Source organism: Labedella endophytica (assembly GCF_003990045.1).
In the GTDB taxonomy this organism is placed as follows: domain Bacteria; phylum Actinomycetota; class Actinomycetes; order Actinomycetales; family Microbacteriaceae; genus Labedella; species Labedella endophytica.
Window position 1 is genome coordinate 140,892 of record NZ_RZGZ01000003.1, and the last position, 15,285, is coordinate 156,176.

The following is a 15,285-nucleotide window of genomic DNA, read 5'->3' on the forward strand; positions in this document are numbered from 1 at the left end:
CGATGACCACGCACCTCGACGCGCCCGATGCAACAGGCGTCCCGGTCCCACCGCCCACGACGACCGCCCGCCGGAAGCGGGCCCGGCCCGGGATCCAGCTCATCATCGGCGCCTCCCTCATCGGGCTCGTCGCGATCGTCGCCCTCGTGTCACTCGTGTGGACGCCCTACGACCCCGAGACGACGGTCGCCGCCGATCGGCTGCAGTTCCCGAGTGCGGCGCACTGGTTCGGCACCGACCGCTTCGGCCGCGACGTGCTCTCGGCGGTCATGGCCGGATCCCAGATCACGCTGCTCGTCGGCTTCATCGCCGTCGGCATCGCCGTGGTCGTCGGTGTCCCGCTCGGGATCCTCGCGGGGATGCGGCAGGGCCGGCTCGGCGACCTCATCATGCGGGGAAACGACATCCTCCTCGCCTTCCCCGGGCTCCTCCTCGCGATCGTGTTCGGGGCCGTCTTCGGCGCCGGCACCGTCACCGCGATGGTCGCGCTCGGCATCGGATCGATCCCGGCCTTCGCCCGCGTCGCGCGCAGCGGCACCCTGCAGGTGATGAAGACGGACTACGTCTTCGCGGCCCGCGCAGCCAACCGCTCCGAGTTCCGGATCGCGCTCCGCCATGTCCTGCCGAACATCAGCGGCATGATCGTCGTGCAGTGCTCCGTGAACTTCGGCATCGCGGTGCTCGCCGAAGCGGGGCTGTCCTTCCTCGGGCTCGGCACCATGCCCCCGACCCCGTCGTGGGGCCGGATGCTGCAGGAATCGCAGCAGTTCCTCGGCTCCTACGACTACCTGGCGATCGCCCCCGGTCTCGCGATCGCGGTCGCCGTCCTCGGTTTCAACCTGCTCGGAGACGGTCTCCGCGACCGCTTCGACCCCAAGATGAGGAGCAACCGATGACCTCTGCAGATTTCGCGGTCGACGTCCGCGGACTCACGGTCACGGCCGGGTCCACGACTCTCGTCGACGACGTCACGTTCCGCATCGCTCCCGGCGAGCGGGTAGGGCTCATCGGCGAGTCCGGCTCCGGCAAGTCGGTCACCTCGACGGCCATCATGGGCCTGTTGCCCGACACCCTCTCGACGAGCGGCAGCGTGTCGGTGGCGGGAGGCGGGGACAACCTGCTCGGGAAGAGCGACGCCCGGCTCGCGAGACTGCGCGGCTCCGCCATGTCGATGGTCTTCCAGGAGCCCATGACGGCGCTCAACCCGCTCATGCGGGTGGGTCGGCAGGTCGCCGAGATCATGACGATCCACCGCACCGCGTCGCCCGCCGAGGCGGACCGTCGGGCGGTCGCGCTCCTCGACGACGTCGGACTGCCGAACCCGGCCGAGACCGCGAAGGCGTACCCGCACCAGCTGTCCGGCGGTCAGCGCCAGCGCGTGATGCTCGCGATGGCGCTCGCCAACGACCCCGCCCTGCTCGTGTGCGACGAACCGACCACGGCGCTCGACGTGACCGTGCAGAAGCAGGTGCTCGACCTCGTGCTCCGGGCGGTGACCGAGCGCGGCACGGGACTGCTCTTCATCACGCACGACCTCGCCGTCGTGGCGAGCGTGTGCGAACGCGTACTCGTCATGAACGCGGGTGTCGTCGTGGAGGAGGGGCCGATCGAGACCGTCTTCACCCGGCCGCAGCACCCCTACACGCGCGGACTCCTCGCCGCCTCGGACCTCACGGCCACGGACGCGGGCGGGCGGTTGTTCACGATCGCGACGGCCGCGGGCTACGACCCCGCGCGGTTGCGGCGCGACGCGGACGCCGAGACCGCGGCGGTGGATTCTCCCTCCTCGACGGTTCGGACTCCGGCCGAGGCTCCGGCCGCCGTCGTGGAGCCGTCGGCGGCCCCCGTGTCCGAAGCCGCCGATGCCGTCTCGACCGCCCCGCCCATCGTGAGCGTGCGCGGACTCACCAAGACCTACGTGCGCTCGCGCAGTGGTCTCTTCGGTCGCGCCGCCCGCGTCGAGGCCCTCCGCGGTCTCGACTTCGACATCCGCGAGGGCGAGCGCTTCGGCATCGTGGGGGAGTCCGGCTCCGGCAAGTCCACCCTGCTCCGCATCCTGTCCGGTCTCGACCAGCCGACCTCCGGCGACGTGGAGGTGGTCGGCACGTCGCTCCGCGGCGCGAAGGAGAGGGACCTCGGGGAACTGCGACGCACCCTGCAGATCGTCTTCCAGGACCCGATGGGCTCTCTCGACCCGCGCATGTCGGTCGGTGACATCGTCGCCGAACCGCTCCTCAACCCCGCCAACCTGCGCTCCGGCGTCGCGGCGTCCCCCGCCGAGAGGCGACGGCTCGTGGCCGAGATGCTCGATCACGTCGGCCTACCGGCCGCCTCGGTCGAACGCTTCCCCCACGAGTTCTCCGGCGGGCAGCGGCAGCGCATCTCGATCGCACGGGCCCTCGTCTGCCGACCGCGCGTCCTCGTGGCGGACGAACCCGTCAGCGCGCTCGACGTCTCCGTGCGCGCCCAGGTCCTCAACCTGCTCGCCGACCTCGTCGACGAGTACGGTCTGACGCTCGTGTTCGTCTCGCACGACCTCGGCGTCGTCCGGCACCTCTGCGACACGGTCGCCGTGATGCGTGCGGGCGAGATCGTCGAGACCGGTCCGACCGAGCAGCTGTACGACGCCCCGGCGCACGAATACACCCGCCAACTCGTCCTCGCGACACCGACCCTTCAGCACACCTTGGAGAACGCGTGACCCCCTCGACCATCACGACCACCGTCCGACCGAGCGCACTCGCCGCCTCCGAGATCGTCGCGGGCTATCGCGCGGGCGACTTCACCCCCGTCGATGTCGCGCGGGATGTGATCGCCGCCGTCGACGCGCGGAACTCCGAGCTCAACGTCTTCGCGTCGTACGTCCCCGACGAGGTCGTCGCGGATGCCGAGGCGAGCGCTGTGCGTTGGGCGGCGGGCGAGGAGCTCGGCCCGCTCGACGGCGTGCCCGTCACGGTGAAGGAGAACATGCACCGCCGCGGGGTGGCGTACCAGTCGGGCACGGCCGCGGGGAGCCCGGCCTTCCCGGACACCGACAACCCGGCCGTCGAGCGGCTGCTCGAGGCGGGGGCCGTCATCGTCGGTTCCACGACCATGCCCGACTGGGGCATGTTGTCGTCCGGGGTGTCGAGCCTGCACGGCATCACCCGCAGCCCGTGGAACCCGGCGTGGACCGTCGGGGGCTCGAGCGGAGGCGCCGGTTCGGCCGCGGCCGCGGGCTTCGGGCCGATCCACCTGGGCAGCGACATCGGGGGATCGGTGCGTCTCCCGGCGACGTGGGCCGGCCTCGTCGCACTCAAGCCGAGCGACGGCCGCATCCCGCACGACACCCCGTACTTCGGGCGCTCGCTCGGTCCCCTCGGGCGCACCGTCGCCGACGTCGCCCTGGCCATGACCGCCGTCTCCCGCCCGGACTGGCGCGACTACACGTCGCTCCCGCCCGCCGAGCTCCCGTGGACGGCGCTCGAGGGCGACGTCCGGGGCCTGCGCGTGGGTCTCCAGCTCGATCCCGGGGCGGGGATGCCCGTCGATCCCGAGGTGACCGCGTCCGTCCGGGCGGCGGCCGATCTGTTCGCCTCCGCGGGGGCCGAGGTCGTCGAGCTCGCCCCGGCGCTGACGCCCGAGATGCTCGAGGCCGTCGACCTCTTCTGGCGCGTGCGCTTCTGGAACACCTACTCGAAGCTCTCCGTCGCCGACCGGCAGCGCGTGCTGCCGTTCATCGTCCAGTGGTGCTCGGGCGGCGCCGACGTCGCCGGGCGTCGCGTACTCGAGGCGTACGACACGATGCAGGCGATGCGTGAAGCGACCGTTGCGGCGAGCCAGCCGTTCGACGTCGTGCTCTCCCCGGTGTCCCCGGTCGCCGCGTTCCCCGCGGAGTGGCCGATGCCGTTCGGCGAGGCCGACGAAGGCATGGCGCACATCGCCTACTGCGTGCCGTACAACATGTCGGGCCAGCCCGCATCCAGCATCAACAGCGGCTTCACGTCCGACGGTCGCACGATCGGCCTGCAGATCGCAGGTCGTCGGCACGACGACATCGGAGTGCTGCGCGCGACCGCCTGGTACGAGTCGGCGCGGCCGGAGTCTGCGACACCCGTCTTCCCCATCCGCTGACGTTCGCACTGCTGACGCCCACGTTTCCCGCCCCTCCCGCCCCGCCCCGCTCAGCCCGAGAAGTGCGGACTTTCGCCCCTTTGCGACCAGAAGTGCGGACTTTCGCCCCTTTCGCGACCACGGAGGGGGCGGAAGTCCGCACTTCGCGAGGGTGAAGTTGATGCGCGGCGCGATACTGGGGAGGCCGGCCACGGCGGTCCGGCGTCCCTGCGAGGGTGAGGAGCGGCGATGGAATACGTCCGATTGGGTCGGAGCGGTCTGAAGGTCTCGGCGGTCACGCTCGGCTGCATGAGCTACGGCGTCCCCGAGCGTGGGTCGCATGAGTGGAGCCTCTCCGAGGACGAGAGCCGCCCGTTCATCCGCCGGGCCCTCGAGCTCGGCATCACGACCTTCGACACCGCGGACGTCTACAGCGACGGCACGAGCGAGGAGATCGTCGGACGGGCCTTGCGCGACTTCGCCCACCGGGACGACGTCGTCATCGCCACGAAGGTGCACGGCCGAATGCGGCAGAGTCCGAACGGCGGCGGGCTCTCCCGTTCGCACATCCTCTCTGCGATCGACGCGAGCCTCGACCGTCTCGGCGTCGACCACGTGGATCTCTACCAGATCCACCGCTGGGATCCCGAGACGCCCATCGAGGAGACCATGGAGGCGCTCCACGACGTCGTCCGCTCCGGAAAGGCCCGCTACATCGGGGCATCGTCCATGTGGGCGTGGCAGTTCGCGAAGGCACAGCACGTCGCCGACCTCGGCGGCTTCACGCGGTTCGTGTCGATGCAGGACCAGTACAACCTCATCAATCGGGAGGAGGAACGGGAGATGCACCCGCTCTGCCTCGACCAGGGGGTCGGCGTGCTGCCGTGGTCCCCGCTCGCGCGGGGACGCCTCACGCGCGAGTGGGACGACCGCACGGTGCGCAGCGAGACGGACGTCTTCGGTCAGACCCTCTACGGCCAGCGGGAGGAGAGCGATCGCGCGGTCTCCGAGGCCGTCGCCTGGGTCGCCGAGGAGCGCGGTGTGCCGCGCGCGCAGATCGCGCTCGCGTGGGTGCGGCAGCAGCGAGCGGTGACGTCGCCGATCGTCGGCGCGACGAAGCTTGAGCACCTCGAGGACGCCGTCGCCTCCGTCGACATCGAGCTGACCGAGGCGGAGACGACAGCCCTCGAAGCGATGTACGTCCCCCGGGACCCCGAGGGCTTCTGACCACTCTTCACCTGTGCGAAAGTGCGGACTTTCGCCCTCTTCCTCCCGTCTCAGGGGGCGAAAGTCCGCACTTCGGCGGGGGAGGAGGACCGATGTCCGCACATCGGCGGGGAGGGTGGACGGGGGATATCCGTCACGCGAGGGACGCGCCCGGAGGGGTGCGGATGGTGCGATGAGGGTATGAGTATTGCGCAGCCCCGTCGTCCGATCACGAACCGTCCGATCGCCCGCCCTCCGCGGAGGAAGGGTGCGCTCGCCGGGGCGCTCGCCGTCGTGTCCGCGCTGCTCCTCTCGGCCTGCACTCCGGCGGGCGACGACGAGGCGAGCCCCGCGCCCTCGGCGGTCTCGATCCCCGACACCCCGGTGGGTGAGCAGGTCTCGTGGACGCTCGACGCGCTCAACGGCGAGATCGATCCGACGGCGGCCGAGATCGAGGAACGGCTGAACGCCGACATGCTCGCGGCGGTCACGGGGGAGCAGCTCGTCGACATCGTCGACCAGCTCGCAGCGGGGGAGCCGTGGACCCCGACGTCGTACGAGGGTACCGAGACGCAGGCCGTGTCGACGATCGTGAGCGACAGCCAGGGCTCCCTCGACCTGCAGGCATCCGTCGATGCGGACGGACTCATCTCCGGACTGCTCTTCCAGCCGACACCCGCCGATCGCACGCCGGCGGCGAGCTGGGACGAGCTCGAGGAGAACGTCGAGGCGCTCGACGTTCCGACGAGCCTGCGCGTCACCGAGGTGACCGGGGGTGAGACCGGCGACGTCGTGCTCTCCGTGGGCGACGATGCGGCTCAGCCGCTCGGTTCCATCTTCAAGCTCTACGTCCTCGGGGCCGTCGTCGCGGCGATCGAGGACGGGCGGATCGCGTGGGACGACTCCCTCGAGATCACGGACGACCTCAAGAGCCTGCCGTCCGGCGAGCTCCAGGACGAGGAGAGCGGGACGACCGTGACCGTTCAGGAGGCGGCGGAGAAGATGATCGCGATCAGCGACAACACCGCCACCGACATGCTCATGGACGCCGTGGGCCGGGAATCCGTCGAGCAGGCGCTCGCCGACATGGGGCACTCCGACCCGTCGCTGAACACGCCGTTCCCCTCCACGCGCGCCCTCTTCCAGATCGGCTGGGGCGACGACGGCGCGCTGCGTGACGCGTGGCGGGACGGTGACGAGGCCGAACGCCGCGCGCTGCTCGACGCCCTCCCCGGCGGTCTCATCGACGTGGAGCCCACCGCGCTCGTCGACGCGGTCTGGATCGACGGCGTCGACTGGTTCGCGAGCCCCGACGATCTCGTCGCCGCCCATCTCGCCCTGCAGGAGCTCGCGGACACGGAGGCGGGTGGGCCCGTGCGCGACATCCTCTCGGCCAACCCCGGATTCGCTCCCGAGGTCGTGGACCCGTTCGACTACGTGGCCTTCAAGGGTGGCAGCTCCGTCGGCGTACTCGCGGGCAGCTGGTATGTGGAGAAGGGCGACGAGGCCTACGTGATCACTCTGCAGTCGTCGACGGAGAACCCCGGTGCGCTCGTGGATCAGGCGCTCTACTTCGGCCAGGCGCAGGACGCGATGGCGCTGCTCGCGGGCTGATCGGGGCCTGATCCGGGGTCACCGAACGCCGCCTCGGCGGCGGGGGATTCGAGTTCACGACGCGCCGCATCCGGATTGACTTATTCGAACATGTGTTCGAATGTTTAACCATGGCGCAGGCGGCGATCTCCTTCGACTCCAGTATGGAGACGGCCACTGACGCTGCCTTCGGCGAAGGAAGAGGCGCTGCCTTCGGCGAAGGAAGAGGCGCTGCCTCCGCCGCTCTCGCGGACGCCGAGGCCGTCGCGGACGCGCGGGCCTCGCTCGATCGCATCCTCGAACTGCAGGCCCGCATCCGCGGGATGCAGGAGACGAAGCTCGACACCCGGGCGCTCCCCACCGTGCCGGCGCTCGCCCCGCTCCTCCCCGGGGGCGCGCTGCGGGCAGGGTCGAGCTACGCCGTGCACCGCTCGGCGATGCTCGCCATGGCGATGCTCGCCGGTCCGAGCGCCGCGGGATCCTGGTGTGCCGTCGTGGGTGTGCCGTCCTTCGGCGCGGAGGCGGCCGCGGGGCTCGGCATCGATCTCGAGCGGCTCGTGCTCGTCCCGGAGCCGGGGGACCAGTGGCTCGGCGTCACGGCGGCCATGGCCGACGTCGTCACCGTCGTGCTCACACGGCCGCCCGGGCGGGTGAACCCCGGGGACCTCGCGCGACTCTCCGCTCGTCTCCGGCAGCGGGGCGCCGCCCTCGTAGTGCTCGGCGACTGGCCCCAGAGCGAGGCGACGTTGCGCGTCTCGAGCGCCTCGTGGGAGGGCATCGGTCACGGCCACGGGCACCTCGCCGCCCGGCAGGTCACCGTCACGTCCGAGGTCAGGGGAGCCGGTCGTCCTGTGAGCACCACGCTGTGGCTGCCCGACGCGCGCGCCGGGGTGAGCGCCGTCGAGCCGGTCGCCGTTCCCGCCCGTCCCGACGTCCCGCGCCTCGACGGGGTCGAACGCGAGCACGATGTCGCGGATCGTCCCGCGCGCCACCTCCGTCCCGTCGAGGTGGCCTGATGGCGCGCCGGGGGGCCGCGCTCGCGGCGCCCACCACGGCCCCGCCGCGTGTGCTGCTGCTGTGGTGCCCCGACTGGCCGGTCATCGCGGCGGCGGACGCCGCGGGTCTGTCTCCGTCCGCGCCGGTCGCGCTCGTGATGAAGGGCGAGGTCTTCGCATGCTCGGCTTCCGCCCGCCGCGAGGGGGTCGCTCGCGGGCTGCGCGTCCGCGAGGCGCAAGCGCGCTGCCCGGCGCTCACGGTCATGCCGTACGACGCGGACCTCGACCACCGCGCCTTCGAGCCGGTGATCGCCGCCGTCGAGGCCATCGTTCCCGGTGCCCAACTCGTCCGGCCCGGCACCCTCGCGGTGAAGGCGCGCGGCCCGAGCCGCTACTACGGCGGAGAGGCCGAGGCGGCCGCCGCGGTGCTCGCGGTGGTCGCGGACGCGCATCCGGCCGCCCGTGACCACGACGTACCGGCGCCACCCGGCGCGATCGCGCGCGTCGGCATCGCGGACACGCTCTTCGCCGCTGAGCAGCTCGCGAAGGCCCGCCTGCGCGGCCCGGAGGACGTCGTACGGGTGGTGCCGCCGGGTGGAGCGCGCGCGTTCCTCGCGCCCCTCCCGCTCGCGGTCTTCGACCGCCTGGAACTCGCGACCGTGCTGCGCCGCCTCGGGATCCACACGCTCGAGCACTTCGCGGCGCTCGACGCCCTCGACGTGCGCGACCGTTTCGGCGAGGAGGGCGAGCGGTTGCACGCGCTCGCGAGCGGCCTCGACCCCCGCGACGTCGACGCGCGCACACCTCCGCCCGACCTCGGAGGGGAGGCCGTCTTCGAGGCCGCCCTCGACCGCGTCGACCAGATCGCCTTCGCCTTCCGGCAGGTCGCCGACGATATCGTCGCCCGGTTGCGCGCAGCCTCCCTCGTCGCCACGGCCATCCGGGTCGAGATCGGGCTCGAGGACGTCGGGGTGCGCGAGAGGTCATGGCTTCACCCGCGCTGGTTCACGGCCTCCGACATCGTCGACCGGGTCCGCTGGCAGATCCAGGGCAACGGACGCACGGAGGGGCTCGAGGCCGCCGTCGAGCGCATCCGTGTGGAGCCCGAGAGCGTCGACGCGATGTCGCGTCACGAGCAGGGCCTCTGGGGCAACGGCACCGATGAGCGCGTGCACCACGGGTTGTCGCGCGTCCAGAGCATGGTCGGGCACGACGGCGTGCTCACGGCGCGGGTCACGGGTGGACGCATGCCGGGTCAACGGCAGCTGCTCGTGCCCTGGGGCGACCGCCCGCCGGGAGGAGACAAGGCGGTCGAGGCCTCGGCGACCCTCCCGTGGCCGGGATCCATCCCGGGTCCGGCGCCGAGCGTCGTGTTCCCCGAGCCGCGCCCCGTCGTGGTCACGGGTCCCGACGGGCACTCCGTCGAGGTCGACGACCGCGGCGCCTTCACGACCCCTCCGGCCCGCTTCGGCATGGGGGAGCGCCCTGAGCGCACGTCCCCGGTGAGCGCGTGGGCCGGTCCCTGGCCGGTCTCGGAGCGCTGGTGGGATTCCACCGCGCGGAGCCTACAGCGCGTTCAGCTCGTCGACGAGACGGGCAGGGCGTGGCTGCTCGTGCTCGCCGCCCACCGCTGGTGGGCCGAGGCGGTGTACGACTGATGGGCTACAGCAACCCGCCCATTCCCTGGTCGGAGTTCGAGAAGCAGCTCTCGGACCGGCGACGTCCCGGCGCGCCGCCCGTCGGAGCGGACGGCGGCGACGCCCCGGCCTGGTCGCGCAAGCGTTCCCCGTACGTACCGGACGACCCGGGCCCTCGTGAGTCGTCTGGACCGCGCGTGCCGTACGCCGAACTCCACGCCCACTCCACGTTCAGCTTCCTCGACGGCGCCTCGCCGCCCGAGAAGCTCGTCGAGGAAGCGGCCCGACTGGGTCTCGATGCCCTCGCACTCACCGACCACGACGGTCTGTACGGCGTCGTCCGTCTCGCCGAGGCGGCCGATGCCCACAGCACCGCCCGCTCGCGCACCCCGGCCCCCCTCCTCTCCGCGGGGCCGTCGGGGGGCACCGAGGCGCCCGAGCTCGGCACCGTTTTCGGGGCGGAGCTCTCCCTCGGTCTCGAGGCACCGCAGAACGGCGTGGCCGATCCGGAGGGGCGCCATCTCCTCGTGCTCGCACGGGGGGAGGAGGGGTACCACCGGCTCGCCGCGGCCATCACCTCGGCGCAGCTCGCGGGAGGGGCGGAGAAGGGGCGACCGGTCTACGACCTCGACGATCTGGCGTCCACAGCCGACGGCACCTGGCAGATCCTCACGGGATGCCGGAAGGGGGCCGTGCGGTTCGCCCTCGAGACCGAGGGGCCCGATGCGGCCGACCGGGAGGTTCGTGCGCTCCTCGATCGGTTCGGCCCCGACAACGTCGCCGTCGAGCTCATCGATCACGGCAACCCGGGCGACAGCGCCGCGAACGACGCGCTCGCGCTCATCGCGTCGAGGCTCCGCGTGCCGGTGGTCGCGACGGGCAACGTGCACTACGCGACCCCGCGGGAGTTCCCCGTCGCGACGGCGCTCGCCGCCGTCCGCGCCAGACGCAGCCTCGACGAGCTCGACGGCTGGCTGCCCGCCGCGCCGACGGCGCACCTGCGCAGCGGCGCCGAGATGGCCGCCCGGTTCGCGCGCTACCCGGGGGCCGTCGAGCGCACCGTCGACTACGCCGCCGACCTCGGCTTCCGGCTGCGCGGCCTCAAACCGGGACTTCCGAAGCAGGACGTCCCGGCCGGTCACACGCCCATGAGCTGGTTGCGCGAGCTCACGTGGCGGGGGGCCGAGCGGCTCTATCCCGGGATGGACGAGGCCAAGCGCGTGCGCATCGAACGCGAGCTCCAGGTGATCGAGGAGAAGGACTTCCCCGGCTACTTCCTCATCGTGCACGACATCGTCCAGTTCGCCCGGAAGCGCGGCATCCTCTGCCAGGGCCGGGGATCCGCGGCCAACTCGGCGGTCTGCTACCTCATCGACATCACCGCGGTCGACTCGATCCGCTACGGGTTGCCGTTCGAGAGGTTCCTGTCGAGCATGCGCGACGAGGAGCCCGACATCGACGTCGACTTCGACTCGGATCGGCGCGAGGAGGTCATCCAGTACGTCTACGAGAAATACGGCCGCTTCAATGCCGCGCAGGTCGCGAACGTCATCACGTATCGGCCGAAGGGCGCCGTGCGCGACATGGCGAAGGCGCTCGGCCACAGCCCCGGCCAGCAGGACGCCTGGTCGCGGCAGGTGGAGCGATGGGGAGCGCTCACCTCCACGGAGGACCACGACATCCCCGAGGCCGTCATCGGTCTCGCCCAGGAAGTGCTCGGCTTCCCGCGGCACCTCGGCATCCACTCGGGCGGCATGGTGCTCACGGACCGACCGGTCGGCGAGGTGTGCCCCATCGAGAACGCGCGCATGGAGAAGCGCACGGTGCTGCAATGGGACAAGGACGACTGCGCATGGATGGGTCTCGTGAAGTTCGACCTCCTGGGCCTCGGCATGCTCGCGGCGCTCCAGTACGCGTTCGATCTCGCGGCCGAGCACTGTGGGGAACGCTGGGACCTCCAGTCGATGCCGAAGGAGGAGTCCGGCGTCTACGACCAGTTGTGCCGGGCCGACTCCATCGGGGTGTTCCAGGTGGAGAGCCGCGCGCAGATGGGCACGCTCCCGCGGTTGCTTCCCCGGCGGTTCTACGACCTCGTGATCGAGGTGGCGCTCGTGCGCCCCGGTCCGATCCAGGGAGGCGCGGTGCATCCGTACATCCGCCGACGAACGGGGGAGGAGGCCGTCGCCTATCTGCATCCGTCGCTCGAACCGGTGCTCGAGCGCACCCTCGGCGTCCCGCTCTTCCAGGAGCAGCTCATGCAGATGGCCATGACCGTCGGCGGGTGCACGGGGGAGGACGCCGACCTGCTGCGGCGGGCCATGGGGTCGAAGCGCGGCCAGGAGAAGATCGAGTCGCTCAAGGACAAGCTCTACGTGGGGATGGCCGGCAACGGCATCGTGGGGGAGGACGCCGACACGATCTACGCGAAGATCCAGGCGTTCGCCAACTTCGGCTTCGCGGAGAGCCACTCGATCAGCTTCGCCCTGCTCGTCTACGCGAGCGCGTGGATGCGGCTGCACTATCCCGCGGCCTTCCTCGCGGCGCTGCTGCGCGCCCAGCCCATGGGGTTCTACTCGCCGCAGAGCCTCGTCGCCGACGCGCGTGCGCACGGCGTCACGGTGCTGCGGCCCGACATCCTCCTCTCCGGCGTCGAGGCCGGTCTCGAGGCGACGGGCGCCGAGACGGGACACACGGGTCCCGACACGTGCGTGTGCGGCGAGCAGCCGCCCGTCGGCCGGTTCGATCGGAGCGCCCCGTTCGACTCCCGCGATCACCGCCGCGACGGTCACCACGCGGTGCGGCTCGGCCTCGCCGAGGTGGGATCGATCGGAGCCCGGAAGGCGGCGCAGATCGTCGCGGAGCGCGATCGGGGCGGGGCCTTCACCGACATGTCGGACCTCGCCCGCCGGGTGGGACTGTCGACACCGCAGCTCGAGGCGCTCGCCGCAGCCGGGGCGTTCGAGGGCTTCGGTGACTCCCGGCGCTCGTCGATGTGGGGTGCCGCGCACGCGGCGGCCGAGCGGCCCGATCAGCTCGAGGGCACGCAGATCACGGTGCAGCCGCCGCTCTTCGGGATGATGACGGATTCCGAGCGGCTCGTCGCCGACCTCTGGTCGACGGGCATCTCGCCGGACGATCACCCCATGCGACACCTGCGTCCTCCGCTCGCACGGCGCGGCGTCCTCACCGTCGAGGCGCTGCGGACGGCGGAGTCCGGGCGACGCATCGAGGTGAGCGGTGTCGTGACCCACCGGCAGCGCCCCGCGACGGCGAGCGGCATCACCTTCATGAACCTGGAGGACGAGACGGGCCTCGTCAACATCGTCTGCAGCGTCGGGGTGTGGGGCCGCTATCGGCGGGTCGCGCGGGAGGCTCCCGCGATGATCATCCGCGGTGTGCTCGAGCGCTCGCCGGACGGTGTCATCAACGTCGTCGCCGACCGCATGGAGTCGCTCACGATGGCCGCCAAGACGACCTCCCGCGACTTCCAATAGCCGAGGGCCCTACTCCCGAGCGAGGGCTACACCTCTACCTGGCGCCCTCGGCACCGACCTGGCGCCCTCGGCGAGAGATCGATGTGGTCCCGACTCATACGGTCACGGCAGCGCGTCGGCCTTCCGCAACAGCACCGCCCGCTCCCGCTCGTTGCCGGTGAGCCGAGCCGCCTCGAGGAGCTCCGCGCGCGCCTCGTCCGAGCGGTCGAGCCGAGCGAGGAGCTCCCCGCGCACGCTGGGAAGGAGGTGGTACCCCGCCAGCCTCCCCGAGGCGACCAGTCCGTCGACGATGCGCAGAGCCGCGGCCGGTCCCTCGGCCATCGAGACGGCGACCGCGCGATTGAGGTCGACGATGGGGGAGGGAGCGAGTCGACCGAGGGCCTCGTACAGCAGCGCGATCCGCTCCCAGTCGGTCTCCTCGGCACGCACGGCCGTCGCATGGCACTCCGCGATCCCCGCCTGCAGCCCGTAGAAGCCTCGCCCCCGACCGAGGGCGTCCTGGCGTGCGAGGGCCGCCGAGCCCCGGCCGATGAGCGTGCGATCCCAGAGCGTGCGATCCTGATCGGGCAGGAGGATCGGATCCCCCGTATCCGTGGTCCGCGCGCCGAACCTCGACGCCTGGAACTCGAACAGGGCGACGAGCCCGTGCACTTCCGCCTCCCGGGGGACGAGCGCGGCAAGGGAGCGCGCGAGGCGGAGCGCCTCGAGCGACAGCTCCGGCCGCATCCAGTCCTCCCCGGCACTCGCCGCGTATCCCTCGTTGAAGATCAGATAGAGGACGCCGAGCACGGACGAGAGCCGCTCGGGATACTCCCGACGCTCCGGCACCTCGAAGGGGACGTGCGCCGCCCGGAGCGTCTTCTTCGCGCGGACGATGCGCTGCTGGATCGTGGAGTGGGGGACGAGGAAGGCCCGTGCGATCTCCTCGGTGGTGAGTCCACCGATCAGTCGCAGGGTGAGGGCGACCTGCGCCTCCGGTGCGAGCACGGGGTGGCACGAGATGAAGACGAGCCGCAGGACGTCGTCGTCGATCGTGTCGGGATCCCAGGGCACTCCGTCGTCGACCCGGCTCTCGAGATCCCATGCCATCGCGGCGTAGCGCTCGTCGAGGCGCTCGCGCCGGCGCCAGCCGTCGATCGCCTTCCGCTTCGCCACGGCGGTGAGCCAGGCCCCGGGGGATGACGGCACCCCGTCGACCGGCCACTGTCGCAGGGCGTCGAGGACGGCGTCCTGAGCGAGGTCTTCCGCGAGCCCGACATCGCCGACGTCGCGGGCGAGCGCGGCGACGATGCGGGCGGACTCGATCCGCCACACCGCCGCCACCCGACGTCCGACGGCCGCCTCGGCCTCATCCGCCGCTCTCATCGCGTGCGACGGCCTACTCGTCGGCCTTCGCGCGCTCCGCGTCGGCGATCCACTGGGCTTCCTTCTGGATCCACTCGTTGTCCTGGGGGAAGTCGGACAGCTCCGTCACGCGGCGCACCTCGAGCTTCGACCCGGGGCCGAGCGGGCACCGGCTCGCCCACTCGATCGCCTCCTCCCGGCTCGACACCTGCAGGATCCAGAACCCGTTGAAGAGCTCCTTCGTCTCGCCGTACGGGCCGTCGGTGACGGTCGGCGGCGTCGACGAGAAGTCGACGACGACCCCCTCCGAGGCGTCCGTCAGTCCCTCTCCGGCCGCCATGACGCCGGCCTCGATGAGCGACTCGTTGTACCGCCCCATCTGCTCGATGATCTGCTCGAACGGGATCTCCTCGTACGCCTCGACGGCCTCGTCGTTCGAGCGCATGATCAGCATGTACTTCACGGTGTCCTCCTTCATCGGTGAGGGACCGTTGTGGTGCCCTCACCTCTGCGTCGAACGTACTGGACGAGGATCGACACGGCACCGGATCTTTCTTCGCCTCTTCCCCGCTGCGTGGCTGAGGGATACCCCTGTCGGCCGCCGAGGGTGCTATCTCTGCCCCGAGGGCGCTCCGTGGCGGTATCGCGCTCGGGCCGCAATATCGCCCTCGAGGTCAGGGGCGGACGCGGACCGACCGTCCGCCGAGAGCGACGACGTCACCATCGACCAGCTGGCGGCCACGGCGGCGCTCCTCCCTGCCGTTGACCCGGACGTCGCCCCCGGCGACGACCGCCTTCGCGTCACCGCCCGAGTCGAGCAGGCCAGAGAACTTCAGGAACTGCCCGAGACGGATGACGTCGCTACCGACGGGAACGTCCTCGACCGGCTCGCGAGACATCATTCCGGTCCGTTCGATGCGGACG

General features: G+C 71.5%; 11 protein-coding genes. 8 read left to right on the forward strand and 3 right to left on the reverse strand.

The window, feature by feature from the left end; genetic code table 11:
- Window positions 1-2: 2 nt before the first annotated feature.
- The 8 genes from ELQ94_RS11680 to ELQ94_RS11715 all read left to right on the forward strand — a co-directional run bounded on the left by ELQ94_RS11680 (window position 3) and on the right by ELQ94_RS11715 (window position 13,017).
- Window positions 3-896 carry an ABC transporter permease gene (locus tag ELQ94_RS11680; RefSeq protein WP_127050840.1) on the forward strand — a complete coding sequence of 298 codons (894 nt, stop codon included), beginning with the start codon at window positions 3-5 and terminating at the stop codon, window positions 894-896.
- Window positions 893-2,701: a dipeptide ABC transporter ATP-binding protein gene (locus ELQ94_RS11685; protein ID WP_127050530.1), complete on the forward strand. Its 1,809-nt coding sequence runs from the start codon at window positions 893-895 to the stop codon at window positions 2,699-2,701. Before ELQ94_RS11680 ends, ELQ94_RS11685 begins: the two co-directional genes overlap by 4 nt.
- The gene (locus ELQ94_RS11690) at window positions 2,698-4,113 is read left to right on the forward strand and encodes an amidase (RefSeq protein ID WP_243696992.1); all 1,416 of its coding nucleotides are present in this window, start codon (window positions 2,698-2,700) and stop codon (window positions 4,111-4,113) included. The genes ELQ94_RS11685 and ELQ94_RS11690 overlap by 4 nt, the downstream gene beginning before the upstream one ends.
- A gap of 228 nt (window positions 4,114-4,341) precedes the next feature.
- On the forward strand, window positions 4,342-5,319 hold the full coding sequence (locus ELQ94_RS11695; RefSeq protein ID WP_127050532.1) for an aldo/keto reductase: 978 nt from the start codon (window positions 4,342-4,344) through the stop codon (window positions 5,317-5,319).
- A 180-nt stretch (window positions 5,320-5,499) separates the two neighbouring features.
- A complete protein-coding gene (locus ELQ94_RS11700) occupies window positions 5,500-6,912 on the forward strand; it encodes a serine hydrolase (protein ID WP_127050534.1) in 1,413 nt (470 codons plus the stop codon).
- A gap of 110 nt (window positions 6,913-7,022) precedes the next feature.
- The gene (locus tag ELQ94_RS11705; protein WP_127050536.1) at window positions 7,023-7,907 is read left to right on the forward strand and encodes a hypothetical protein; all 885 of its coding nucleotides are present in this window, start codon (window positions 7,023-7,025) and stop codon (window positions 7,905-7,907) included.
- Complete coding sequence (locus tag ELQ94_RS11710; RefSeq protein WP_127050538.1) at window positions 7,907-9,544, forward strand: DNA polymerase Y family protein; 1,638 nt, start codon at window positions 7,907-7,909, stop codon at window positions 9,542-9,544. The genes ELQ94_RS11705 and ELQ94_RS11710 overlap by 1 nt, the downstream gene beginning before the upstream one ends.
- A complete protein-coding gene (locus ELQ94_RS11715; RefSeq protein ID WP_127050540.1) occupies window positions 9,544-13,017 on the forward strand; it encodes an error-prone DNA polymerase in 3,474 nt (1,157 codons plus the stop codon). The genes ELQ94_RS11710 and ELQ94_RS11715 overlap by 1 nt, the downstream gene beginning before the upstream one ends.
- A gap of 102 nt (window positions 13,018-13,119) precedes the next feature.
- Here the strand turns inward: ELQ94_RS11715 and ELQ94_RS11720 are convergent, their stop codons facing one another.
- From ELQ94_RS11720 to ELQ94_RS11730, 3 genes are all read right to left on the reverse strand, one after another.
- The gene (locus ELQ94_RS11720; protein WP_127050542.1) at window positions 13,120-14,382 is read right to left on the reverse strand and encodes an RNA polymerase sigma factor; all 1,263 of its coding nucleotides are present in this window, start codon (window positions 14,380-14,382) and stop codon (window positions 13,120-13,122) included.
- A gap of 13 nt (window positions 14,383-14,395) precedes the next feature.
- Complete coding sequence (locus tag ELQ94_RS11725; protein ID WP_127050544.1) at window positions 14,396-14,824, reverse strand: YciI family protein; 429 nt, start codon at window positions 14,822-14,824, stop codon at window positions 14,396-14,398.
- A gap of 211 nt (window positions 14,825-15,035) precedes the next feature.
- Window positions 15,036-15,263 carry an RNA-binding S4 domain-containing protein gene (locus ELQ94_RS11730; RefSeq protein WP_127050546.1) on the reverse strand — a complete coding sequence of 76 codons (228 nt, stop codon included), beginning with the start codon at window positions 15,261-15,263 and terminating at the stop codon, window positions 15,036-15,038.
- Window positions 15,264-15,285: the final 22 nt, after the last annotated feature.